At 73.4% G+C, this 23,800-nt stretch carries 22 protein-coding genes; 16 read left to right on the top strand and 6 right to left on the bottom strand.

The window, feature by feature from the left end; translation table 11 throughout:
- The first annotated feature begins 1 nt into the window (after nucleotide 1).
- The 3 genes from FRAQA3DRAFT_RS05515 to FRAQA3DRAFT_RS05505 all read left to right on the top strand — a co-directional run bounded on the left by FRAQA3DRAFT_RS05515 (nucleotide 2) and on the right by FRAQA3DRAFT_RS05505 (nucleotide 3,724).
- Nucleotides 2-1,378: a dihydrolipoamide acetyltransferase family protein gene (locus FRAQA3DRAFT_RS05515; RefSeq protein WP_009738075.1), complete on the top strand. Its 1,377-nt coding sequence runs from the start codon at nucleotides 2-4 to the stop codon at nucleotides 1,376-1,378.
- Nucleotides 1,379-1,476: 98 nt separating this feature from the next.
- Nucleotides 1,477-2,421, top strand: a complete 945-nt coding sequence (pheA, locus tag FRAQA3DRAFT_RS05510; protein WP_009738074.1) for a prephenate dehydratase — start codon at nucleotides 1,477-1,479, stop codon at nucleotides 2,419-2,421.
- A gap of 355 nt (nucleotides 2,422-2,776) precedes the next feature.
- Entirely contained in the window at nucleotides 2,777-3,724 is a 948-nt protein-coding gene (locus FRAQA3DRAFT_RS05505; protein ID WP_009738073.1) for a ParA family protein, read from the top strand.
- Nucleotides 3,725-3,756: 32 nt separating this feature from the next.
- On the opposite strand, the gene FRAQA3DRAFT_RS05500 is transcribed toward FRAQA3DRAFT_RS05505, so the two are convergent.
- Nucleotides 3,757-5,013, bottom strand: a complete 1,257-nt coding sequence (locus tag FRAQA3DRAFT_RS05500) for an NAD(P)/FAD-dependent oxidoreductase (RefSeq protein WP_009738072.1) — start codon at nucleotides 5,011-5,013, stop codon at nucleotides 3,757-3,759.
- Between the two features lie 126 nt (nucleotides 5,014-5,139).
- Between FRAQA3DRAFT_RS05500 and FRAQA3DRAFT_RS05495 the strand changes: the two genes are divergently transcribed.
- On the top strand, nucleotides 5,140-5,823 hold the full coding sequence (locus FRAQA3DRAFT_RS05495; protein WP_009738071.1) for a TetR/AcrR family transcriptional regulator: 684 nt from the start codon (nucleotides 5,140-5,142) through the stop codon (nucleotides 5,821-5,823).
- The gene (locus FRAQA3DRAFT_RS05490; protein WP_009738070.1) at nucleotides 5,820-6,161 is read left to right on the top strand and encodes a nuclear transport factor 2 family protein; all 342 of its coding nucleotides are present in this window, start codon (nucleotides 5,820-5,822) and stop codon (nucleotides 6,159-6,161) included. The genes FRAQA3DRAFT_RS05495 and FRAQA3DRAFT_RS05490 overlap by 4 nt, the downstream gene beginning before the upstream one ends.
- A gap of 9 nt (nucleotides 6,162-6,170) precedes the next feature.
- Here FRAQA3DRAFT_RS05490 and FRAQA3DRAFT_RS35785 read toward each other — a convergent pair whose 3' ends face one another.
- On the bottom strand, nucleotides 6,171-6,392 hold the full coding sequence (locus tag FRAQA3DRAFT_RS35785) for a hypothetical protein (RefSeq protein WP_035920603.1): 222 nt from the start codon (nucleotides 6,390-6,392) through the stop codon (nucleotides 6,171-6,173).
- Nucleotides 6,393-6,583: 191 nt separating this feature from the next.
- Here FRAQA3DRAFT_RS35785 and FRAQA3DRAFT_RS05480 point away from each other — a divergent pair, with 191 nt between their 5' ends.
- A complete protein-coding gene (locus tag FRAQA3DRAFT_RS05480; protein ID WP_009738069.1) occupies nucleotides 6,584-7,522 on the top strand; it encodes a polysaccharide deacetylase family protein in 939 nt (312 codons plus the stop codon).
- 15 nt (nucleotides 7,523-7,537) lie between these two features.
- Here FRAQA3DRAFT_RS05480 and FRAQA3DRAFT_RS05475 read toward each other — a convergent pair whose 3' ends face one another.
- Complete coding sequence (locus FRAQA3DRAFT_RS05475) at nucleotides 7,538-8,836, bottom strand: cytochrome P450 (RefSeq protein ID WP_009738068.1); 1,299 nt, start codon at nucleotides 8,834-8,836, stop codon at nucleotides 7,538-7,540.
- Nucleotides 8,837-9,121: 285 nt separating this feature from the next.
- Here FRAQA3DRAFT_RS05475 and FRAQA3DRAFT_RS05470 point away from each other — a divergent pair, with 285 nt between their 5' ends.
- Entirely contained in the window at nucleotides 9,122-10,372 is a 1,251-nt protein-coding gene (locus tag FRAQA3DRAFT_RS05470) for a cytochrome P450 (RefSeq protein ID WP_009738067.1), read from the top strand.
- Nucleotides 10,373-10,508: 136 nt separating this feature from the next.
- Here the strand turns inward: FRAQA3DRAFT_RS05470 and FRAQA3DRAFT_RS05465 are convergent, their stop codons facing one another.
- The 3 genes from FRAQA3DRAFT_RS05465 to FRAQA3DRAFT_RS05455 are packed head-to-tail and all read right to left on the bottom strand — an operon-like array spanning nucleotide 10,509 to nucleotide 14,244.
- On the bottom strand, nucleotides 10,509-11,831 hold the full coding sequence (locus tag FRAQA3DRAFT_RS05465) for a cytochrome P450 (protein ID WP_009738066.1): 1,323 nt from the start codon (nucleotides 11,829-11,831) through the stop codon (nucleotides 10,509-10,511).
- 12 nt (nucleotides 11,832-11,843) lie between these two features.
- Entirely contained in the window at nucleotides 11,844-13,328 is a 1,485-nt protein-coding gene (locus FRAQA3DRAFT_RS05460) for an NAD(P)/FAD-dependent oxidoreductase (protein ID WP_009738065.1), read from the bottom strand.
- A complete protein-coding gene (locus tag FRAQA3DRAFT_RS05455; RefSeq protein WP_009738064.1) occupies nucleotides 13,318-14,244 on the bottom strand; it encodes a PDR/VanB family oxidoreductase in 927 nt (308 codons plus the stop codon). Before FRAQA3DRAFT_RS05455 ends, FRAQA3DRAFT_RS05460 begins: the two co-directional genes overlap by 11 nt.
- A gap of 183 nt (nucleotides 14,245-14,427) precedes the next feature.
- Here FRAQA3DRAFT_RS05455 and FRAQA3DRAFT_RS05450 point away from each other — a divergent pair, with 183 nt between their 5' ends.
- The 9 genes from FRAQA3DRAFT_RS05450 to FRAQA3DRAFT_RS05410 all read left to right on the top strand — a co-directional run bounded on the left by FRAQA3DRAFT_RS05450 (nucleotide 14,428) and on the right by FRAQA3DRAFT_RS05410 (nucleotide 23,568).
- Complete coding sequence (locus FRAQA3DRAFT_RS05450; RefSeq protein ID WP_009738063.1) at nucleotides 14,428-15,627, top strand: acyl-CoA dehydrogenase family protein; 1,200 nt, start codon at nucleotides 14,428-14,430, stop codon at nucleotides 15,625-15,627.
- Nucleotides 15,628-15,697: 70 nt separating this feature from the next.
- The gene (locus tag FRAQA3DRAFT_RS05445) at nucleotides 15,698-16,240 is read left to right on the top strand and encodes a PaaI family thioesterase (RefSeq protein ID WP_009738062.1); all 543 of its coding nucleotides are present in this window, start codon (nucleotides 15,698-15,700) and stop codon (nucleotides 16,238-16,240) included.
- Between the two features lie 8 nt (nucleotides 16,241-16,248).
- A complete protein-coding gene (locus FRAQA3DRAFT_RS05440) occupies nucleotides 16,249-17,226 on the top strand; it encodes an alpha/beta fold hydrolase (RefSeq protein WP_035920602.1) in 978 nt (325 codons plus the stop codon).
- A 257-nt stretch (nucleotides 17,227-17,483) separates the two neighbouring features.
- The gene (locus FRAQA3DRAFT_RS05435; RefSeq protein ID WP_009738060.1) at nucleotides 17,484-18,671 is read left to right on the top strand and encodes an ABC transporter ATP-binding protein; all 1,188 of its coding nucleotides are present in this window, start codon (nucleotides 17,484-17,486) and stop codon (nucleotides 18,669-18,671) included.
- A 124-nt stretch (nucleotides 18,672-18,795) separates the two neighbouring features.
- On the top strand, nucleotides 18,796-20,190 hold the full coding sequence (locus FRAQA3DRAFT_RS05430) for an ABC transporter substrate-binding protein (protein WP_009738059.1): 1,395 nt from the start codon (nucleotides 18,796-18,798) through the stop codon (nucleotides 20,188-20,190).
- Between the two features lie 4 nt (nucleotides 20,191-20,194).
- The gene (locus FRAQA3DRAFT_RS05425) at nucleotides 20,195-21,100 is read left to right on the top strand and encodes a metallophosphoesterase (protein WP_009738058.1); all 906 of its coding nucleotides are present in this window, start codon (nucleotides 20,195-20,197) and stop codon (nucleotides 21,098-21,100) included.
- The gene (locus tag FRAQA3DRAFT_RS05420) at nucleotides 21,097-22,074 is read left to right on the top strand and encodes a carbohydrate ABC transporter permease (protein ID WP_009738057.1); all 978 of its coding nucleotides are present in this window, start codon (nucleotides 21,097-21,099) and stop codon (nucleotides 22,072-22,074) included. The genes FRAQA3DRAFT_RS05425 and FRAQA3DRAFT_RS05420 overlap by 4 nt, the downstream gene beginning before the upstream one ends.
- Before the next feature lie 113 nt (nucleotides 22,075-22,187).
- The gene (locus FRAQA3DRAFT_RS05415; RefSeq protein WP_232291927.1) at nucleotides 22,188-23,033 is read left to right on the top strand and encodes a carbohydrate ABC transporter permease; all 846 of its coding nucleotides are present in this window, start codon (nucleotides 22,188-22,190) and stop codon (nucleotides 23,031-23,033) included.
- Between the two features lie 181 nt (nucleotides 23,034-23,214).
- Complete coding sequence (locus FRAQA3DRAFT_RS05410) at nucleotides 23,215-23,568, top strand: VOC family protein (RefSeq protein WP_009738055.1); 354 nt, start codon at nucleotides 23,215-23,217, stop codon at nucleotides 23,566-23,568.
- Nucleotides 23,569-23,800 lie beyond the last annotated feature (232 nt).

Genomic DNA, 23,800 nt, shown 5'->3' with positions numbered 1-23,800 from the left:
CGTGGCCGCGGTACGCACCTTCGCCCTTCCCGACCTCGGCGAGGGCCTGACCTCCGCCGAGGTGGTCCGCTGGTTCGTCGACGTCGGGGACGTCATCACCGTCGACCAGCCCGTCGCCGAGGTGGAGACCGCCAAGGCCGTCGTCGAGGTCCCCTGCCCCTACGCCGGGGTCGTCACCTCGCTGGCCGGCCCCGCCGGCACCGGCGTCCCCGTCGGCGCCGCGCTGATCACCGTGGCCGTCGGGGAGCCGGCACCGGCCCCCTCGGCTCCGGGTGCCGGCTCGCCGACGGCGTCCGGTTCGACCTCGACCTCGGGGTCGGGGTCGGGGAACATCCTCGTCGGCTACGGCGTCAGCACCGAACCCGCCCGGCCGCGCCGCCGACGGGTCAACGCCACCATCCCGACCCCACGGCCGGCGATGCCCTCGGGGCCGTCAGGTCCGTCCGGGGCGGCGGGGCCGTCCGGGCCGCCAGCGTGGTCCGGGCCGGTGGGATCATCGGCCCCGCGGACCGCTGTCGCGGTCGTGTCGCCCCTTGTGCGCCGCCTCGCCCGCGACAACGGCGTCGACCTGCAGGCGCTGAGCGGCACCGGCCCAGGCGGGCTGATCATGCGCCGCGACGTCGAGGCCGCCGTCGGGGGCACGCAGGCCCCCGCGCCGCACCCCGCCGAGTCCGACTCGACCGTCGTTGCCCTGGATGCGATCGGGCGGCGGGCGGCGGAGACGTTCACCCGCAGCCGGCGCGAGGTGCCCGACGCCACCTGCTGGGTCGACGCCGACGCCACCGGCCTGCTCGCCGCCCGGGACGCCCTCAATGCCGGCGGCGCCGAACCCAGGATCGGGCTGCTGGCGATCCTGGCCCGCGTCTGTGTCGCCGCGCTGCTCCGCTCGCCCGAGCTCAACTCCTCCGTCGTCACCGACACCGACGGCCGCGCCACCGGCGTGCGCCGCCACGGCGGCGTCCACCTGGGGTTCGCCGCGCAGACGCCGCGCGGGCTGGCCGTGCCCGTGGTGCATCACGCCGAGGACATGACCACGGCTCGGCTGTCCGCGGAGCTCACCCGGCTGACCGCGGCCGCCCGCGCGGGCCGGCTCACCCCGGCCGAGCTGACCGGCGGCACGTTCACGCTGAACAACTACGGCGTCTTCGGCGTCGACGGGTCCACGCCGATCATCCACCACCCGCAGGCGGCGATGCTCGGCGTCGGCCGGATCGTCGCCCGGCCCTGGGCGGTGGACGGCGCGCTGGCCGTCCGCAGCGTCGTGCAGCTGTCGTTCACCTTCGACCACCGGGTCTGCGACGGCGCCACCGCCGGGGCGTTCCTGCGCTTCGTCGCCGACGCCGTCGAGGACCCCACCATGCTGCTGCGCCACCTCTGACCGCCCCCTGCCCAGCACCCGACAGTCCACGCAGCACCCGACAGTCCACGCAGCACCCACCGACGGGTGCTGCCCGATCCGGTCCTAGGAGGTCTGACTTGCCTGCCCAGGCCCGCTACACCTACCTCGGCCCCGAGGGGACCTTCAGTGAGGCCGCGCTGCAGACGCTGCCGGAGGCGGCGACCGGCGAGCTGGTGCCCTCCGCCTCCGTGACGGCGGCGATGGACGCGGTGCGCAGCGGCGACGCGGCCGGCGCGCTGGTGCCGATCGAGAACTCCGTCGAGGGCGCCGTGACCACCACGCTCGACGAGCTCGCGACCGGCAGCCCCCTGATGATCTACCGTGAGGTGCTGCTGCCGATCAGCTTCGCCCTGCTCGTGCGGCCGGGCACCACCCTGGAGGACGTCAAGACGGTCACCGGCCATCCGATCGCCCAGGCCCAGGTGCGGCGCTGGCTCGCGGCGCACCTGCCGCACGCCGAGTGGGAGTCGGCCGCGTCCAACGCCGAGGGGGCGCGCCTGGTCCGCGACGGGCGCTTCGACTGCGCCTTCGCCGGGGAGTTCGCCGGGCGCCTCTACGGCCTGGAGGCGCTGGTGACCGACGTCAACGACGCCGCCGACGCCACGACCCGCTTCGTCCTGCTCGGCCGCCCCGGCCGCATCGCCGCGCCGACCAGGGCGGACAAGACGTCCGCGGTGGCGTGGCTGACCGAGAACCATCCGGGCGCGCTGCTGGAGCTGCTGCAGGAGTGGGCCGTGCGCGGGGTCAACCTGATGCGGATCGAGTCCCGGCCCACCGGCGAGGGCCTCGGGCAGTACTGCTTCTCCATCGACGCGGAGGGGCATGCCAGCGACCGCCGGGTCGGCGAGGCCCTGATGGGGCTCTACCGGATCTGCCCGAAGGTCCGCTTCCTCGGGTCGTATCCGCGGGCCGACGGCGAGGCCGCGTCCGTGCGGTCGGAGGTGACGGACCGCAAGTTCGCCGCGGCGGCCGACTGGCTCTCCCGCTGCCTGGACGGCCGCGGCGACAAGCAGGACCCGTGACCGGTCGGCGCAGGGGCGCCCGATGCGGCCACCTCACCGGCCGGAAGGGGCCTGTCTGCGCCGTCTGGACGCCGCCGGGGCGGGCCGTTGCGCGCGACGCCCGGCGCTGCCCCGGTGGCGTCGCGGGCGGCCCGGCGCCGCCGCCGCGGGCCGTGGCCCCATCGCCCGATCCGGCCACCCCGCAGGCCGGGACGGGCCGGCCGTCGTGGCGGTGTTTTTCCCGGGCCACGGGGGCGATTCCGCAACGGCCGTAGTCTGCTTGTGAGCCGGACACGGAGCAGTTGCCGGTCCGGCCAGGCACGAGGAGACGTCACCGCGCGGTCGGGCGGGGCGCACGACCGGGAGCGAGGATGCGGTGAAGGTCGTGGCGATCGCCAGCTACAAGGGCGGGGTGGGCAAGACGACGCTCACCGCGAACATCGGCGCCGCCATCGCTCGGCTGGGCCGCCGCGTCCTGCTGATCGACCTGGACCCGCAGGCGAACCTCACCTTCTCCTTCTACCAGCCGGAGGCCTGGCGCTCCGAGCTCGCCGACCACCGCAGGACCATGAAGGCCTGGTTCGAGTCCTGGCGGCCGGAGACCCTCCCGCCCCCGCTGGCCGGCTATGTGACGACCCCGCCGGTCGCCGCCGCCGCCGTCGCCGAGCGCGGCGGCACCCTGGACCTGCTTGCCTCGCACCTGTCCCTCGGTGACATCGAGATGAACCTCGCCGCCCACCTGGGCGGGGCGCAGGCGCACCGGTCCACCCGTCACTACTTCGACGTCTACCAGCGCCTCGCCACCGGGCTGGCCTCCCCCGGGATGAGCGACTACGACCTGGTCCTCATCGACTGCCCGCCGCACTTCGGGGTGATGACCCGCGCCGCGATCGCCGCCTGCGACCACGTGCTCATCCCGGCCCGCCCGGACAACTTCTCCGCGCTCGGCATCGAGCACCTGCTGGGCAAGCTGCGCCGCTACGTCTGGGAGTACAACCGGGTCGCGGACCTGCAGTCCGGCGTGCAGCCCGCGGCGAAACGCCTCGAGCCGCGCGTGCTCGGCGTCGTGCTCATGATGGTCCAGTACTACCGCGGCCAGCCGACCAGCTTTCTGCGGCCCCACATCCACCAGGCCGCCAGCCTCGGGGTTCCCCTGTTCGAGTCGATGGTCCGCCTGAGCACCCGCAGCTTCGCCGGCTCGGCCGAGACCGAACTGCCGGCCGTGCTCAGTCCCGACGTGCCCGGCGACGTCGTCGGCGAGCTGGTCGACGTGGTCGAGGAGTTCCTGCGCCGCCTGGCCGCCGACGCCCGCGCGACCGCCTGAGCCCCCGCCTTGCCAGGTCCGGCGAGGGCGGGTCAGGCAAGGGCGAGGGTGGTGAGGATGTCCGGGGAGAACGCCTCGGGGCCGAGCGCCCAGGGGCCCGCGTGGACGGCGCCGAGCGCGGCGCCGAGGTCCGGGCGCTCGCGTAGCAGCCTCGTCATCCGCCGGCGCTTCGCCGCCCGCTCGGGCATGCCGAACGCGGACAGCAGATCGGTCAGCGCGGTGGCGAAGCGTAGCCGCGCCATCCGCTCGCCGCGTTCCTCGGCGTAGCCGCGCAGCGTGTCGGGGGTCCAGGTGGGGGTGTCGAGCAGGGCCTCGGCGAGCACCCGGGTGTCGCGCAGGGTGATGCTCAACCCCTGGGCGGTCACCGGGTTGCTCCAGCCGGCGGCGTCGCCGAGCAGCGCGATCCCAGGTAGCAGCGGGTTGTCGGTCCAGGCGTCCGTCATGGGGAAGGTCGCGCACGGCCCGGCCGGGGTGGCCTCGGCGAGCGCGTCGGGGCACGGCAGCGCCGGCGAGCGGTACGCCGCCAGGAAGCGGGCCACCCGCTCGGGCCCGTTGAACCGCTCGGGGTCGGTCGCGGACCTGGCGATGTAGAGCCGGATCAGGTCGGCCCCGCGGGGCACGACGACGTACTGGTTGCGCCCGTCGACGCCGAGTGTCGTCTCGGCCCGGTCCCAGGCGCCGCCGTCGTCGACCAGCAGGCCGGTGAGCATCACCCGGGGAGTGGTCACCGTGATCGGGATGCCGAGCGCGGTGCGGGTGGCGGAGTTCTTGCCGTCGGCGACGACGACGAGCCGGGCGCGCAGGGTGTGGTGCGCCCCGTCGAGCTCGTAGGTGACCGACGGCGCCGGGCCCGGTTCCACCGTGGAACGCCCGACCCCGCGCACGACCGTCGCGCCGGCCTTGGCCGCCGCGGTGGCCAGCGCCTCGCGCAGCTCCGGATGGCCCACGCCGATGATCCCCGGGGCGCCGGGCACGGCCGTGGACAGGTCCATCGCCGCGGTGCGGGCGCGGTCGACGGTCAGCATCTCGTCGTAGGGCACCATCCTGCTGATCACCGACGCGCCCTCGGTGCCGAGCACCGTGTCGCCGAGGCCCAGCTCGACGGCCTCGCGGAAGCCCCACGGCGCGATCGCCTCGCCGCGGATCTGGTCGCGGTAGACGCGCTCGCGCTCCAGCACCGTGACACCCAGACCCGCCGTGGCGAGGCGGGTCGCGAGCGCGCAGCCGCCCACCCCACCCCCGATGACGACGATGTCGCTGTCCAGGTCGCCGTCGACGTCGCTGCTCATTTCGGCCTCCTCAGGTCATGACCGCGATGATTTACTATGGCATAATGGAGCCCGGGGCGGGATAAACGGTTGCGGACACACGACCGCCGGACACAGGGCGGGCGGACACGGGACGGGAGGCGGCCGGTGGCACGCAGGCGCGGTGGGACGCAGCCGGCGCCGCTGACCCAGCGCGACGTGCTCGACGCCGCGCTGCGCGTGGTGGAGCGCGGCGGCCTCGACCGGCTGACCGTGCGCGCCGTCGCCGACGAGCTCGGCGTCACCCCGCCCGCGGTGCACTACCACCTGCGCGGCGGCGAGGATCTGGCCGACCGGGTCGTCGAGGCGGTCGCCGCCGACATCCGCTTCGAACTCGATCCGGCCGCGCCCTGGGTGGACCAGTACGTCGGGCTCGTCACCGCGATGGACGAGGCGTTCCGGCGCTACCCCGGCACGGGGATGCGGGCGCTGACGGCGTCGCTGCCCTCCGCCGCGGCCGGCCGGCTCACCGGCACGGCGCTGGCGATCCTGCGCGGCGCCGGCCTGCCCGAGCCCGCGGCGGTCGAGCTGTTCACCGCCACCTACCTGCTGTTCACCGGCTGGCTCGCGGCCCGGGGGCTGGTGGCGGCGGGCGGCACGCATCCGAGCCTGGCCGCCGCAGGCGTCAGCGGGCCGGGCCTGGACGACCTCTCGACGCTCGAACGCGCCCTGCGCCGGGTGCTGGCGACGGTGCCGGCGGCTGCGCCGCCCGTCGCCGACCCGATCGACCAGAACCCGATCGACCCGGCGGGCCCGGCGCGGCCCGCCCACACGGAGGAGACACGACCATGAGCGACACCACCGTCATCGACGACTACTTCGCCGGCTGGAACAAGCAGGACACCGACGCGATCCTGGCCACCCTGACCCCGGACGTCGTGCTGGAGGACGTCCCGACCGGCCATGGCGCCACGGGGACCGACGAGGCCAGGGCGTTCATCGACCATGCCCTGAGCCAGACGGCGGGCACCACCTACGACGTCGTGACCACCCTGTCCGACGGGGCCACCTACGCCATCGAGTGGGTCATGCAGCCGGCCGGCATCCGTGGGTCCTCCTTCGGCTCGCTGCGCGAGGGCCGGATCGCCGTCAACCGCGACTACTGGAGCCTGCCCCGCAAGTCCGCCTGACAGGCGCGGTCAGCCGGCCACGGCGGGAGCCAGCGCCGCCGTGGCCGGCCGCCAAGGTCGGCTGCCTCGGTCCGCCGCCGGCGGGCACGGCCCACAGGTCAACACGGTCCAGGCCACCATGCGCCCACTCGGCGAGACCCGGGCCCGGGTGGGGATGCCGCCGAGCGCGTAGTCGCGCCGCTCGCCCAGGTCGGCGCCGAGCACCACCGCCCGGTAGCTCTCCCCCACCACGCCCGGGACCCGGCGCAGGCCCCAGCCCCGGCTCCCCCTCAGCGATCATGATGTTCCGCGGATCTACTCGTCCAGCGAAGGCATCCGGACCGTACGGTCGGTGCCAGCCATGGCACCATGGCCGAGGCCGGATCGTCGGGGCCGGATCGTCGGGGCCGGATCGTCGGGGCCGAATCGGGGGAGACAGAGCCATGCCGGCATCTCGCCGCACTCTGGTCATCGGCGTCGCCGGCGTGACGCTCGGTGCCCTCGCCGGCTGTGGAACCGGCCATTCCGCGGCTGGCGACGCCAGCAGGCCACCGAGCTCGGCCGGGGCCAGCGGTGCCGGAGGTTCCGGGAGTTTCGCGGGCTCGGCTGGCGCTGGCGAGGGCGGGGCCGCGACGGCCGGCAGGCGGCTTCCCCTGCAGGCCGGTCTCTCGGCGACGCCGGGCGGGGTGGGCCGCGCCGAGATCGCCGCCCGTTACGGTGGACTACGGCCGCGCGCCTGGGCACTCGACCTGCCCGGGACAATCACACGGCTACCCGCCGCCGGCCGGACGCTGGCGCTCACCTTCGACGCCTGCGGTGGGCCCGGTGGCAACGGCTACGACCGTGACCTGATCACCACGCTGCGCCGGTACGGCGTCCCGGCCACCCTCTTCCTCAACTCCCGGTGGATCGACGCGAACCGGCCCGCCTTCGCCGACCTCGCCGCCGACCCGCTGTTCGAGATCGGCAACCACGGCACCTTGCATCGGCCTCTGTCCGTCTCGGGACGCTCGGCCTACGGCATCCCCGGCACCCGTGACGCCGGCCAGGTCTTCGACGAGGTGGCCGGCAACCATGCAAAGCTCACCGGCTTGCTCGGCCGGCCGCCCCGACTCTTCCGGCCGGGCACCGCCTACAGCGACGACGTCGCCGTCCGCATCGTCGGTGACCTCGGCGAGACGATCGTCTCGTTCGCGGTGAACGGCGACGGGGGCGCCACGTACACCGCGGCCCAGGTGCACGCCAGCCTGCTGGCCGCCCCGCCCGGATCGATCGTGATCGGGCACATGAACCATCCCCGCCACGGCACCGGACCCGGCGTGGCCGCGGCCCTGCCCCGCCTGCTCGGCGCCGGATTCCGCTTCGTCCATCTTCCGGAGTAGCCCGCGCCCTGGCTGTCAGCGGATGGTCAGCCGCATCCGCAGGGCTTCGACGCCGCGGACGGCGAGGTGGGGGCGGTAGGTCGGCTCGGCGGTGACTTCCAGCCGGGTGACCCGGTCGAGCAGGGCGGTCAGCATGGTCTCGGCTTCGAGGCGGGCGAGGGGGGCGCCGAGGCAGTAGTGGAGGCCGTGGCCGAAGCCGAGGTGGCGGGGCGCGGGGACGGTCGACGAGGCGTAGCGGGTGATGTCGAACCGGTCCGGGTCGGTGAAGACCTCGGGGTCGCGGTGGGCGGCGCCGGCGACGAGGACGACGCCGTCGCCGGCCTGGAACGTCTGCCCGGCGAGCTCCGTGTCTGCCAGGGCCGTGCGTCCCGTCCACTGGACGGGCGGGTCGTGGCGCAGGGTCTCCTCGATGGCGGCCGGCACGAGCTCCCGGTCCGCCCGCAGCGCCGCGTACTGGCCCGGGTCCCGGGCGAGTGCCAGCACGGCGTTGGCGACGAGGTTGACGGTCGTGTCGTACCCGGCGACGAGGAGCAGGACGCAGATGTCGAGCAGTTCGGTCACGCTCAGCCGGTCGCCCTGCTCCTGCACGGCGATCAGGTCGCTGAGCAGATCGTCCGCGGGTTCGGCGCGGCGCCGGGCGATCAGCTCGGTGAAGTACTCGGCGAACGCCCGGGTGGCCTCGGTGCGCTGCGCCCGCTCGACCGGGTCGAGGACCTGGTCGGGGTCGAGCCCGCGGGTGAGCGCCGACGCCCAGGCGCCGAAGACCTTTTCGTCCCGCGCCGGGACGCCGAGCAGGGAGCAGATGACCCGCAGCGGCAGCGGCCGGGCGAACGCCTCGACGAGGTCGACCTCGTCGTGGTCGGCGGCGGCGTCGAGCAGCTCGACCGACAGGGCGCGGGCCATCGGCCGGAACCGGGCGATCGTCGCGGGGGTGAATGCCCGGCTGACCAGGCGGCGCAGCCGGGTGTGCGTCGGCGGGTTCGCCCGCAGCATGGAACGCAGACCCTCGTCCTGTTCCGTCACCGGACGAAATGCACTGGTCTCCATCGGGACATGGCCCCAGACGGGCTCCTGCAGGGCACCGACGCAGTCGGCGTGCCGGGTGATCACGCCAAGCCTGGGGGAAGCCGCGGACAGCCAGTGGCAGCGGGCCGCCTCGCGCAGCGCGCGGTAAAGCGGATAGGGATCGCTGCGGCGCCGCGGATCAAAAATCTCGTGAACGCCGGATGACGAGCCGGCGAAACCGGCCGCATTCCCGGCCGTCGCACCGGACCGATCACCGGACCGTGCCGCATCGGCGTGTTCAGCTGTCATGCCAGGCCCTTCCCATGACGCGCCGGCCGGCCGGTGCCGGCCAGGCCACCGCCGCCGATCCCGCACCGGAATGCTTTCATCGCCGGTCCGACGGTAGGCCGGTGGAGGGACGTGTACCGCGGTCGATATCCCCTTCTTATCGACCGATGAGGAACGCCCGGCCCACTGCGGAAGGCCCTTGACCTCCGCTTACGCCCGACCCACGATGACGCCGCCACCGGCATTCCTCCGCGCGCAGACCCGGGTCCCCCGGCCATGGGTGGCACCCACGAAGGAGCGGGATTCATGAGCACAGCGCAGATCGACGGCGCCGGGGCCGACGCCCTCGACCTGTTCGACACCGCCCATCGGATCGATCCCTACCCGCGGTACCGCCGGCTGCGCGAGGCTCCCGGCCCGACCCCCGTGCGCCTCGGCGACGCCGAGGTGACGCTGATGTCCCGGTTCTCGGACTGCGCCGCGGTGCTGCAGAGCCAGGCGTGGGGGCATGGCAACGTCGACCGGCTCAGCCCCTTCTGGGACCAGCAGGCGAGCCTGCCCGGGTCGTTCATCCGGATGGACCCGCCGGATCACCGGCGGCTGCGCACGCTGGTCAACAAGGCGTTCAGCGCCCGGATGGTCGCCGACCTCACGCCCATGATCACCACCCTGGTCGACACGTTGGTGGACCGGGCACTCGCCGCCGGCGGACTCGACGTGATCCGGGACCTGTCCGCGCCGCTCGCCCAGGCGATGGTGGGTCAGCGGCTGCTCGGGGTGCCGGCGCAGGACGCCGAGCTGCTGCGTTCCTGGGAACTGGCCATCGCCCGCGGCACCGACCCCGACGGTCTGCTTGGCGCCGAGGACATCGCCCGGCGCAACGAGGCCGGGGCGAACGTGGTCGCCTACCTGCAGGACCTCGTCGCGCGGCGGCGGGCCGACCCACAGGACGATCTGCTCAGCCGGCTCGTCGCGGTGGAGGAGTCCGGCGAGGTCCTCACCGCGGCCGAGGTCCTCGGCATCTGCGTGCTGCTGCTCGTCGCCGGGATGGAGACGTCGATCAACCTGGTCGGCAACGGCGTCCTCGCCCTGCTCGCCCACCCCGACCAGCTCGCGCTGCTGCGCGCCCGGCCCGAGCTGGCCCCGTCGGCCGTGGAGGAGATCCTGCGCTACGACACGCCGACCCAGTTCACGATGCGGGTCGCGCTCACCGACACCACGGTCGGCGAGCGCCGCTTCCGCCGCGGGGACGGGGCGATCGTGCTGATGGGCTCGGCCGGCCGGGACACCGACGTGTTCGCCGGCGGCGAGCGCCTCGACGTCACCCGCTACGCCGAACCCGGCCGTTCGCCGCGCCACCTCGGCTTCAGCCTCGGCCTGCACTACTGCCTGGGCGCGCCGCTGGCCCGGCTGGAGGCGACGACCGCGCTGCGCACGCTGGTCGAGCGGGCGCCGGCGCTGTCGCTGGCCACCGACGAGCTGTCCTACCAGCCGAGCCTGATCCACCGCGGGCTGCGCTCGCTGCCCGTCGACTTCTCCCCCAGCGCCGCGGACTGAAGCGGCGAAGGGCCGGCGCCGCCCTCGGTCTCACCGCGGGCGGCGCCGGCCCTTGCGGCCGCAGGACGGCTCGGGCTCAGGCGGCTCGGGCTCAGGCAGCTCGGACTCAGGCGGCTCGGACTCAGGCGGCTCGGACTCAGGCGGCGTGGAAGCGCACGGGCAGTTCGGCCAGGCCGCGGATGAGCATGTTGGGCTTGTACGGCGGTGTGTCGGTGAGCAACTCCATGTCGGCGACTCGGTCGAGCACCCCGGCGAGCAGCAGCTCCATCTCGAGCAGCGCCAGCGGCGCGCCGAGGCAGTAGTGGTGGCCGAGGCTGAACGACAGGTGCCGGGCGATCGGCTTCGAGGTGTGGAAGCGGGTGACGTCGAGCCGCTCCGGGTCGTCGTACACCAGCGGGTCGCGGTTCGCGCAGGCGATGAGCGCGACGATCCCCTCGCCGGGGGCGAAGACCTCGTCCGCCACCACCAGCTCCCGCTTGGCGGCGCGGGTGTTCATGTGGATGGGCGAGTCGTAGCGCAGCAGCTCGTCGACCGCCGGGGAGAGCAGCTCCGGGCGCTCGCGCAGCAGCGCGACCTGGTCGGGGTTGCGGATCAGCGCCAGCATCCCGTTGCCGACGAGGTTCACCGTCGTCTCGTGGCCGGCGATGAGCAGGGTCACGCAGGTGCCGAGCAGCTCGTCGGCGGTGAGCCGGTCGCCCTGCTCCTCGACGGCGGCGAGCTGGGTGATCAGGTCGTCGCCCGTCGCCTCCCGGCGCCGGCGGGAGACCAGTTCGCGAAAGTACGACAGGAACTCGGGGATGGCGGCGTTGCGCTCGGCGAGCGCCTGCGGCGTCATCAGCACGTCGGGGTCGAAGGCCCGGGCCAGCGCCTGCGACCAGACCTGCACCAGCGGGTGGTCCTCGGCCGGCACGCCGAGGATCTCGCAGACCACCGTCAGCGGCAGCGGGTAGGCGATGGTGGAGATGAGGTCGAACTCGCCCGCCCGCAGCGCGTCGTCGAGCAGCTCGTCGACGAGGGCGGCGATGCGGGGCCGCAGCGCCGCGACGGTCCGGGCGGTGAACGCCTTCGTCACCAGGCCGCGCAGCCGGGTGTGGTCCGGTGGCTCCATCCACAGGAAGGAGGCGGGGAACGCCTCGGCGGGGATGGTCGGGTGGAGCTGGTGGGGCTCGCGGTCGTGGCCCCACTCCTGGCTGCCGAGCACCGCCGCGCAGTCCGCGTAGCGGTTGGCGAGCTTGAGGTCGAACGGCCCGGTGTGCAGCGGTCCGGCGGCGCGCAGCTCGGTGTAGATGGAGTAGGGGTCGTGCCGGTTCGCGGGGTCGAACAGCTTCGCGAGCAGCCGCGCCCCCGTCTGCTCGGGGGAGGCCGTCTGCTCGGGGGAGGCCGTCTGCTCGGGGGCGGTCGGGGGCGCCTCGTCCGGTCGGCCGTGGGCCTCGGACGACGCGGGTTGGACGGTGACCATGCTGAGCTCCTTCTACGACTGATCGTGGTGGGCGGGGCGGGCGTGACCGCCGGCGCCGCCGGGCGCGAGCACCCTGGCGGCCAGCGCCGGGCGCAGCAGCGCGGTGGGCGGCTCGGCGAGGTGCACCACGCGCAGGAGGGTCCGGGCGACGGCGGGGTCGCGGTGCGCGCGGCGCTGTGCCCGCGCCGCGTAGCTCCCGGTGACCCGGCCCCGCAGGGTGCGCCGGCCCACCACCGCCGGGTAGCGCAGGTCCGCCGAGGTCGCCATGTCCCAGGCGACGTCGAGGACGCCGCCGACCGCCCGGTAGAAGCGGCCCGCCAGCCCGCCGAGGCCCTCGCGCAGGCAGTCGCGCAGGACGAGCGTCTGCTGGGCGGCGACCGTCATGCCCTGCGCGTACAGCGGGTTGAAGCTGCACAGCGCGTCACCGATGACCACCAGGCCGTCGGGCGGGCTGCGCACGGCCTCGAAGTGCCGCCGCACCGACTCCCGGAACCGGTAGGGCACGGCGTCGGTCAGGGGGGTCGCCGCGCGGACGAGGTCGGCGATGTCGGGAACCGGCAGCCGCCGGGCGAACGTGCAGAACCCGTCGTGGTCGGTCGGGGGATGCTCGCCGAGCAGGCCGGCGAGGGTGACGATCCAGCGGTCGCCCTCGACGGCGGCCGCGCCCCCGCCGCGCAGGCCCGGGGTGGTGGAGATGATGACGCTGAGGTCGCCGTCGAGGTGCTCGGGGCGACGCTGGTAGACCCGCGAGGCGTAGCCGAGATCCACGGTGACGCGCGACGTCGGCGGCGCCGGGTGCCCGGCGGCGGAAAGCCAGTCCAGGGAACGGGAGTTGCGGCCGCTGGCGTCGACCACCAGGTCCGCCGCCAGCACCGTCGACGCGCCGTCGCCGGCGCCCGAACGGATCCGCACACCGGTGACCGCCCCGGTTCCGACCCCGCCACCGGCCTCGCCCGCCCCGACGCCGACCAGGCCGATCACCGCGGTCCTCGGCAGCAGGCGGACGCCGGGCAGGACCGCCGTGCGCCGGCGCAGCTCGCGTTCCAGCAGCGGCCGGCTCGCGAGCACCGATGTCAGCCCCGTGGAGACCGGGCCGACCCGGCGGCCGTGCAGGTACCAGCGCCCGCCGACCAGCGCCTCGCTCGTGGGCGCCCCGGCGGCGACGAGCTGGGCGACCAGGCCGGGATGCAGATCCTCGAGGATCTCCCGGCCGCGGTCCATCAGCGCGTGCAGGTGCCCGGCCTGCGGCACCCCGCGCCGAGCGCCGAGACCCGCGGCGGGAAGGGCTGTGCCGGCGGGAAGGGCTGTGTCGACGGGAAGGGCTGTGTCGGCGGGAAGGGCTGTGTCGGCGGAGCCGGGCAGGTCGTCGCGGTCGAGGACGCTGACGCGGTCGAAGGACTCGCTCAGGACCCGCGCGGCGAGCAGGCCGGCGACCCCCGCTCCGAGGACGACGGCGTGCCCGGAGCGGGGTGTCGAGGGCGGTCGGTCAGAGGTCAAGGGTCAGCCGCTCCGAACGCGCCCGCGAGACGCAGATCATCATCGTGGTGCCGGTGGCCCGCTCCTGCGGCGAGAGCACCGAGTCCCGGTGGTCGACCTCGCCGTCGAGCACGGTCGTCTCGCAGCTCGCGCAGGTGCCCTCGCGGCAGGAGGAGGGGACGTCGAGCCCGGCGCGGTCGAGCGCGTCGAGCACCGACTGGTCGGCACGCACCCGGACCAGCCGTCCGGAGCCGGCCAGCAGCACGTCGAAGGCCCGCTGCTCGGCCTCGTCCACGCCGTCCGTCGGGCGGGGGCGGAACCGCTCGACGTGCAGGCTGCCGACGCCGCGGGCGGCGAACGCCCGCTCGGTGGCCGCCAGCAACGGCTCCGGCCCGCAGCAGTACAGCCGCGAGTCGTCGGCGAGCTCGGCGACGATGCCGTCGACGGGCAGCAGGCCCTCGGTGTCCTCGGGCAGCACGCGCACCCGGTCGGGGTGGCGGGCGAGTTCGGGCAGGAACGCCATCCGCCGCCGCGCCCGCCCGCCGTAGTAGAGCCGCCAGTCGGCACCGCGGCGTTCCAGCTCGTGCATCATCGGCAGCAGCGGCGTGATGCCGATGCCGCCGGCCACCAGCCGATAGGACCCGCCCGCCACCAACGGGAAATTGTTGCGCGGGGCGCCGACCTCAATTTCCGTACCCTTCACGACCTGTTCATGGAAGTAGCGCGATCCGCCCCGGCTTTTCTCCTCCAGGAGCACCGCGATTCGCCATGACCGGGTATCGGACGGATCACCGCACAACGAGTACTGGCGGATCTGGCCACCCGGTACCCGAATATCCACGTGGGCGCCCGGAGCCCAGGTGTCGAGATCCTCTCCTTGCGGGTCCACCAGCACGACTACCAGCACGTTCTCCGCTGCCAGGGTCGCGGTGTCCACCCGCAGGACCGTCCAGCGAGATACCGAACTCACCGGCGAACCGTCTCACGCCGACCACCGGGTGAACAGCGATCAATACAACGGCAATCACCCCATCGGAAACGTCGATGGCCGACGACCGAACGCGCGGGGCGCGGCAACAATGACCCCGCACGCAGCACTTTTATACCGGTGGGAGCAACCGTGAGCGAGACAATCGTCAGGCCCTCCGAAGCATCGAGTCCGCCGGATCCCGTGCTGCTGGCGCAACGCACCGCGCGGTTCATCCGGGACGTGGTCGTCCCCGTCGAACGCGAGATCGTCGTCGACGGCCGCCGGATGGACGACGCGCTGCGCCTGGAACTGGTGGCGGCCGCCAAGGACGCCGGGGTGTTCGGCCCGCTGTCGCCCGTCGAGTACGGCGGCTTCGGCCTGGACTTCCGCGGGCAGGCGCACGTGCTCATCGCCGCGGGCGCGAGCCTCGTCGGGCCGCTGGCCCTGCACTGCTGGGCGCCGGACGACGGCAACATCCACCTGCTCGCCGACGCCACCACCCCGGCCCAGCGCGAGCGCTACCTGGCGCCGCTCGCCGCCGGGGAGGTGCGCTCGGCGATCGCCATGACCGAGCCCGCACCCGGCACCGGATCCGACCCGGGCATGCTGCGCACGCTGGCCACGCGGGTGCCCGGCGGCTGGTCGATCACGGGCGCCAAGCACCTCATCACCGGCGCGGACGGCGCCGCGTTCACGATCTGCGTCGCGCGCACCGACGCCGGCCCGACGATGTTCCTCGTCGACGCGGACAACCCGGGGACGCGCGTGGTGCGCCGGATGCCGACGCTGGACTTCACCAGCGCCCCCGGCGGCCACTGCGAGGTCGCCTTCGACGACTGCCGCGTCGACGACGACGCCGTGCTCGGCGAGGTGGGCCTGGGCCTGGAGTACGCCCAGGCCAGGCTGGCCCCGTCCCGGCTGACGTTCTGCATGAACTGGCTGGGCCTCGCGGTCCGCGCGCACGTCCTGGCCGCCGAGCACGTGCTGGGACGCCACTCCTTCGGCTCCCCGATCGCCGAGCACGGCATGGCGCAGGCCCTCGTCGCCGACAACGAGATCGACCTCGCCGCGGCCCGCGCGCTCGTCCACGCCACCGCCGCGACCCTGGACGAACACGGCGCGACCAGTTCCGCCGCCCGCCACGACGCCGCCATCGCGAAGACCTTCGTGTCCGAGGCGGTGTGGCGGGTGCTCGACCGGGCCGTGCAGCTCTTCGGCGGGCTCGGTGTCTGCGAGGACCATCTGGTGGCCCGCTTCCTCGTCGAGGCGCGCGCCTTCCGCATCTACGAGGGTCCCTCCGAGGTGCTGCGCGCCTCGGTGGCACGGCGGGTGTTGCGCCGCCTCGGCTAGCGCCAACGTCCATCACGCAGCTCCACGTCCATCACGCAGCTCCACGTCCGTCACGCGGTGGGAGACCTCGGTGAGCAACCCGTCAGTTCTGAACCCGACAGCACCCGGATTCGCGGTCTTCGCCCAGCCGGGGGGTGCCGCGGACTTCGCGCACATCCGGCGCATGGCCAACACGGTGGTGCCCTTCGGCGCCTTCGTCGGCGTCGAGGTCACCGAGGTCGACGCGGACCACTCGGTCGTGGAGATCCCCGACCGCCCCGAGCTGACCAACCAGTTCGGCACCGTGCACGCGGGCGCGCAGTTCCTCGCCGCGGACATCGCCGGGGCGTGCGCGTTCGTGGGGGCGACGGCCAGCCGGATCGCGGACGTGGCCTGGCTCGTCGTGCGGGACAGCTGGTCGTCGTTCCGCCGGCCCGCCCGGGGTCTGGTGCGCGCGGTGGGAACCGTCGACGAGCGCGCGGTGCGCCAGGTGCTCGCCGCCGGTCCCGGCGAGCGCGTCGACCTCGACGGCAAGGCGGTGCTGCACGACGCCGCCGGCACCCTGGTCGCCACCTTCCGCTTCGCCTACGTCGCCGAGCTCGCCGGCCCGACCGGCGCCCCGGCCGCCCCATGACCGGGTCCATGACCGAGCCCACGCCCGGGTCGGCCGCGCCGCGGCGGTCGGAGTTCTCCGCGCTGGAGGCGCTGCGGGTCGACAGCGTCGGGGGCGTGTCGTTCGTGCTGCGGGTGCTCCCGCAGGACGACCCGGGGGCGCCGGTCGCGCTGATCCTGCCGGCGATGGCGCTCAAGGCGAAGTTCTACCTGCCGATCGCACGGGCGCTGCACGCGGCGGGGGTGTCGGTGGTGACGACGGACCTGCGCGCCCAGGGCGAGTCCACACCCGGCCTGCACGAGCAGCCGACCTTCGGCTACCGCGAGCTGATCGAGGTCGACCTGCCGCGGATCCTCGCCGCCGTGCGCACCCGGTTCCCCGGGTCACGGCCGTACCTGTTCGGCCACAGCCTCGGCGGCCAGATCGCCCTGCTGCACGCCGCCGCCGCGACCGCCGAGCAACGACACGGGACGGCCCGCGGCGGGATCGACGGCGGCGGGATCGACGGCGGCGGGATCGACGGCGGCGGGATCGCCGGCGTCTGCGTCATCGGCACGGGGACCGTGTTCTGGAAGGCGTTCGGCTTCCGGCGCTGGGCCGAGGCGCTGTTCTCGATCCAGACGATCGGCCTGGTCGCGCGGGTGCGCGGCTACTGGCCAGGCGGCATGCTCATCGGCGGCGCCATGCCCGGCCGGGTGATGACGGACTGGGCCCGCCATTCCCGCACCAGCCGCTACCGGCCGCACGGGACGACCCGCGACTACGACCGGCTGCTGGCCGAGCTCGACCTGCCGGTGCTGGCCATCTCCCTGGACGCCGACCGGCTGGGGCCGAAGTCGAACGTCGACTTCCTCTGCCGCCGCCTGCCCCGGGCCCGCCTCGACCGGTGGCACATCACCGCCTCCGCCGGAGTCGCCCATCGCGACCACTTCGCCTGGACGAAGGATGCCGCCGTCATCGGGCCGGCGGTCGCCGCCTGGATCCGCGACCGCCGCGGGCCGCAGTAGCCGGATTCCTCTCGCACGATTGGAACCTCCAATCGGGGGCGGTCACCCACATATTCGTCGCGACCCGTTCACCAACGATTCACCAAGCCATGCTGAACTGCATCTGCTCGTCGACACGGAATTAATCGACACGTACACGGACCGGGTGCCGGGAATTCATCGGCCAGGGGACAAACCGGTTCGGAACTGGTCCGGCCCGGCGCGCGCAGGACACAAATAGCTGTTTGGCAGTTGCCGCCGGATCGGAGGGGGAGCCAGTGAGCCGCATTACCGTCGAGAACGTCACGCGCCGCTACGGTGACGTGCGGGCGGTCGACGGGGTGAGCCTCGACGTCGCCCACGGCGACTTCCTGGTGCTGCTCGGCCCCAGCGGCTGCGGAAAGTCGACGCTGCTGCGCATGATCGCGGGCCTGGTCCCCCCCAGCGACGGCCGGGTGCTCGTGGACGGGCGCGACGTCACCGAGACCCCGGCCCGCGACCGCGACCTCGCGATGGTGTTCCAGAGCTACGCGCTCTACCCGCACCTGACCGTGGAGCGCAACATCGGGTTCCCGCTGCGCGCCCGCAAGCAGCGCAAGGCCGACATCCGCCGGCGGGTCGCCGAGGTCGCCGACATCCTCGACCTCGGCAAACTGCTCGACCGCCGGCCGCGGGAGCTCTCCGGCGGCCAGCGCCAGCGGGTGGCGCTCGGCCGCGCCCTGGTCCGCGACCCCGGCGCCTTCCTGATGGACGAGCCGCTGTCGAACCTGGACGCCCAGCTGCGCACCGCGACCCGCACGGAGATCACCGAGCTGCACCGCCGGCTCGGGCGGACGTTCGTCTACGTCACCCACGACCAGGTCGAGGCGATGACGATGGCGACGTCCGTGGCCGTGCTCAACCGCGGCCGCCTGGAGCAGGTGGGGACGCCGACCGAGGTGTACGACACGCCGGCGTCGGCGTTCGTCGCGGGGTTCCTGGGCTCGCCGCCGATGAACCTGCTCGACGCCGAGATCGTCACCCGAGACGGCCGGCTGCACGCGGTCGCCGCGGGCGTGGACGTGCCCCTCGGCCTCGGCGAGCCGGGCGAGCAGGCGCAGCGACCCGTCACCCTCGGCGTCCGCCCCGAGCACCTGAGCCTCCTGCCGGCCTCGGTCGTCGCAGGCCCGGCGTCCGAGGCCGGTGCCCCGAACGGCGCGGCCCCCGCCCCCGCGGCGACGCTGCGCGGCACCGTGCGCGCCATCGAGAACCTCGGCAGCGAGGAGATCGCCCACTGCCGCGTCGGCGAGGCGGAGGTCGCCGTGCGCGCCCGCCGGCCGGCCGGCTTCACGGTCGGCGAGGCCGTCGTCCTGACCGTCCGCCCCGAGCACATCCACCTGTTCGACCGGGAGTCGGGACGCCGGCTCGTCTGGCGGCCGGACCGGGACGCCCCGGTCCCGGCCGCCCGCGTCCCCGTCGCCACCTGACGCCGTCGTACCGCCACACCGCCACACCGCCACACCGCCACACCGCCGGCCACCGGCACGCCGCACGCCGGGTCGCCCGCCACAGCTCACCCGCTCGCACCGTCACCTCGCCGAGGAGCAGCACGTGAAAAGACCGTTCGCCCGGAGATCGTTCTCCCTGGTGGCTCTGTCGGCCGCCACCGCGTTGTCCGTCCTGGCCGCCTGCGGCTCGCCCGGGGGCGGCGACGAGGACACCTCGTCGAAGGCGACCGCCAAGATCCCCGAGCTCGGCAAGGACCAGAAGGTCTCGATCGTCTTCGAAAGCTACAACTTCGGTCAGGCCGGCCCCTGGACGGACACCTTCAACGAGCTGATCGGCAAGTTCGAGAAGGCGCACCCCAACATCGACGTCACCCCGCAGAAGCCGCAGGGTTCCAGCCCGAACCCGGCCACCGACACGGTGTCGAGCCTGCAGAGCCAGATCGCCGCCGGCTCGCCGCCCGACGTGGTCCAGCTCGGCTTCAGCGACCTCGACTTCTCCATCCACTCGCTGAAGGTGAAGCCGCTGGACGACCTGGTCGGCAAGGACGCCGTCCAGGCGAACTTCGACGGCGCGAAGCACCCCTTCGCCCCCACCGCGCGGACCCTCGCCAACTGGGACGGCAAGACCTACGGCGTGCCGTTCGTCTTCTCCACGCCGGTGCTGTACTACAACGCCTCCATCTTCGCCGAGGCCGGTCTCGACCCGGCGAAGCCGCCGAAGACGTGGGACGAGGCCCAGCAGTACGCCCGGACGATCGTCGACAAGACCAACCGTGACGGTCTGTACCTCGACTGCCTCACCAAGATCGCCAAGGACTGGTGCTTCCAGAGCCTGGTGCGCTCCAACGGCGGTCGGGTGGTCTCCGAGAACCGTTCCACGCTGACCTACGCGCAGCCCCCCGCCGTCGAGGTCCTGCAGAAGGCCCAGGGCTGGGTCAAGGACGGGCTGACGCCGGTACTCGGCCAGAAGCAGGCCTACGAGAGCTTCGCCCGCGGTGACATCGGCATGTTCCTGGAGACGAGCGCCATCCAGGGCACGTTCGTCAAGGGCTCGAAGGGCAAGTGGGACCTCAAGGCCGCCGAGATGCCCAGCTTCGGTTCCAAGCCGACCGTCCCGACGAACTCCGGCGCGTCGCTGTTCATCCTGTCCGACGACCCGGCCAAGCAGCGCGCCGGCTGGGAGCTGATCAAGTTCCTGACCAGCGAGGACGCGTACAAGACGATCTCCACCAAGATCGGCTACCTGCCGCTGCGGACCGGGCTCGTCGACGACCCGAACGGGCTCGCCGACTGGGCCAAGGCCAACCCGTTGGTCGTGCCGAACATCGCCCAGCTCGCCCGGATGGAGCCGTGGGTGTCGATCCCCGGCGTCAACTACATCCAGGTCCGTGACGGGATGATGGACGCGGTCGAGAAGATCGTGTACCAGGGCGCGGACCCGCAGTCGACCCTCACCGCCGCCCTGAAGCAGGGCGCGGCACTGCTACCGAAGGCGTAATCCGATGACCCCGACCGGACCGGCCCAGCTGACCCTGATCCAGGTGAGCGACACCCACCTGCTGCCAGCCGGCCAGTTGATGCACGACCGCGTGGACACCTTCGCCCTGCTGGAGACGGTCGCCGCGACGGTGGCGTCCTCGGCCGGTCCGGTCGCTGGGATCCTGCTGACCGGCGACCTCGCCGACGACGGCTCCCCCGCCTCCTACCGGCGGCTGCGCCAGATCGTCGACCCGCTGGCGGCGGCGTTCGACGCGCCCGTCGTGTACGCGATGGGCAACCACGACGAGCGCCTGGCGTTCCGCGCCGAGCTGCTGGACGGCGCCGGCGTGCCCGCCGGCCTCGACGGGGCCGCGGACCGGTGGTCGGCGGACCATCCCTGCGACGGCCTGCACCTGATCGACGGCCTGCGCCTGGTCGTCCTCGACTCCACCACGCCGGGCCGCCACGACGGCTGGCTCACCGACGCCCAGCTCGGCTGGCTGGCCGACGTGCTCGCCGAGCCGGCGCCCCGCGGCACCCTGCTGGTCGTGCACCACCCGCCGTTGCCCTCCCCGGTGCCGACCGTGCACCTGCTGCGGCTCGCCGCGGCCGAGCGGCTCGCCGACGTCGTCGCCGGCACCGACGTGCGCATGATCCTCAGCGGGCACGCCCACCACGCCGGCGCCGGCGCGCTCGCCGGCATCCCGGTGTGGATCAGCCCCGCGCTCGCCTACGACGCCGACCCGCTGCCGCCCGACGGCCGGTTGCGGGGGCTGCTCGGCGGCGGCTTCAGCCGGATCGACCTGATCGACGGCCAGGTCGTCGCCACCGCGATCCCGCTGACGCCGACCGGCCACGTCTACAACAACGACAGGGCGGAGATGGTGGAGTTCATCCGCAGCGTCACGCCGCAGACCACCCCGGGATGAGCGGGATGTTCGTCGAGGTCGCTCCCCCCACGCTGCCGGCGCCGATCGTGGCGCCGGCAGCGGCCGGGGGCCGGGGGCGGACCGCGCGGCGCCTGACCCGCCGCCTCGGCCGCGGCGTCGTGCCCTACCTGTACCTCACCCCGGCGCTGGGCATGCTCATTGTCTGGACGTACCGCCCGCTGGTCGAGACGGCGAACTACTCGTTCTACTCGTGGAACCTGTCGCCGACCCAGCCCGCGACGCCGGTCGGCTGGCACAACTACCACCGGCTGTTCACCCTGCCGGAGCTGGGTGACTCGGTGTGGCGGACCGTACTGATGATCGTCGGCCTGCTGCCGTTCACGATCGTCATCCCGGTCGTGGTGGGTCTGCTCGCCCGCGAGGTGCGCGGCCGGGCGCGCAGCGTCTACCAGGCGCTGATCTTCGCGCCGTTCCTGGTCGCGCCGGTGGCGAGCGCCGCGGTCTGGCAGTGGCTGCTCAGCCCCCGCGTCGGGGCGGTGAACAGGGCGTCGGGGACGTCGGTGAACTGGTTTCACGAGCAGTGGCCCGCCCTGATCGCCATCACCGGCGTCACGGGCTGGCACGTGCTCGGGTTCGCCGTGCTGGTCGTCGCCGCCGGGCTCGCGTCGATCAACGGCGACTACGCGGAGGCGGCCTCCGTCGACGGGGCGTCGCGCTGGCAGATCACCCGCTGGCTGACGCTGCCGCTGCTGTCGCCGACGCTGGTGTTCCTGCTGATGACCACGGTGCTGCTGTTCGCGCCGCAGTGGACGTTCCCGCTGATCGACTCGCTCACCCAGGGCGGCCCGGTCAACGCCACCACCAACGTCTACTACCTGCTCTGGGAGTACGGCTTCCAGAGCTTCGATGCCGGGCTCGCCTCGGCGGCCGGGGTGGTGTTCTTCCTCGGCTTCGGACTCGTGGCGGCGGTCCTGCTCTGGATCTCCGACCGGGTCACCGTCCACGACGACTGAGAGGGCGCCCCGTGACACTCGCCACCGACCCCCCGGTGACTGAGCCGTCGGCGACAGGTCCGTCGGCGACAGGTCCGTCGGCGACAGGTCCGTCGGCGACCGGCGGCGCGCCGGTGACCAACTTCGACGCCCCCGTCATCGCCGGGGGCCGGTCGCGCACGCGCGTCGTCGTCGGGCACCTCACCCTGGCCCTGCTGGGCCTGGCCTGCGTGTTCCCGATCTACTGGCTGTACGCGACGTCGCTGCGGCGACCGGGCGACATCTACGAGCTCAGCCCGCTGCCGTGGCCGCTGTCCCTGGACAGCTACCGCACGGCGTTCGACGAGGTCGACGTCGCCCGGCTGCTGCTCAACACCACCGTCGTCGCGACGCTCACCGCGCTCGGGCAGCTACTGACCAGCCTGCTCGCCGCCTACGCGTTCGCGGCCTGGAGCTTCCCCGGCAAGCGGCTGCTCTACCTGGCCTTCGTCGCCAGCTGGCTGGTGCCGTTCCAGGTCTCGATGCTGCCGAACTACGTGCTGCTGCACCAGCTCGGGCTGCTGAACACCCTGTCCGGGGTGATCATCCCGAACGTCGTCTCGGGGCTCGGCGTGCTGCTGCTGCGCCAGCACCTCGACAGCTTCCCCAAGGAGCTGCTGGAGGCGGCCCGGATGGACGGCCGATCGTCCTGGTCGACGCTGTGGACGGTCGTCGTGCCGAACCTGCGGGCGGCGCTGGCGGCGCTGGGCATCCTGCTGCTCGTCAACGCCTGGAACGAGTACTTCTGGCCGGCGATGGTCCTGCAGCGGGACAACTCGGTCCTGCAGCTGGGCATCCGCAGCTTCATGAGCGCCACCGAGGGCAACGACTGGGGACCGCTGACCGCGACCGCCGGGCTGGCCTGCCTGCCGATCTTCGTGATCTACCTGGTGCTGCAGCGCCACGTCGTCAGCGGCTTCGTCCGCTCCGGCCTGCGCTGAAGGCCCGTACGCGGACTTCGCCGCCGATCCCGGGGCCGGTTCCGCGGAACACCATGATCGTTCCAGGGGCTTTGCGTCCAGGGTCCGGTCCTTACGAGTTCCCCCGCGATTGAGACGGGGGGTGAAGCGGGCGATGGTGTGGTGCCAGCCCGCCTGATCGCCGTCCTGGCAAGATAGCGGCATGGAACGTGTGCTTGGAATCGGTGGATACTTCATGCGGGCCGCCGACCCGGCGGCCCTGAGCGCGTGGTATCGCGATTATCTGGGCCTGGACGCCGATGACAACGGCCGGTGGCGTCAGGAAGCCGGGCCGACGGTGTTCGCGACGTTCGAGCCCGAGACCGACTACTTCGGGTCCCGCGCCCAGCAAACCATGCTCAACTTCCGGGTCCGCGACCTGGATGCGATCCTCGCGCAATTGCGCGCCAAGGGCGCGGACGTGGCCAAGGAAACGCAGGACATGGAGGGTGTCGGTCGATTCGGCTGGGTCACCGATCCTGCGGGCAATCGGGTCGAGCTGTGGCAGCCCGCCTGACCGGGTGTTCACCGACCGACTGTTGGTCACCCTGGTCCACCTGTGCACCGGTTCGACCCACGAGGCCCTCGACATGATCTACCGGTGAGCGCTCCGCCCCGCACACCGAAGAACCTCGGCGAAGGAGCGATCACCGAACAGCACGGCTGGCCCAATCGCGGGGGAGGTCGTCAGTCCCGGGTGGGGGTCGGGGCCGATCCACCATCGTGGATCTCCACCATTGTGGATCATG

Source organism: Frankia sp. QA3 (assembly GCF_000262465.1).
Taxonomy (GTDB): domain Bacteria; phylum Actinomycetota; class Actinomycetes; order Frankiales; family Frankiaceae; genus Frankia.
The sequence above is the reverse complement of the archived record's forward strand: the minus strand, read 5'-3'. Positions and strand labels throughout refer to the sequence as shown.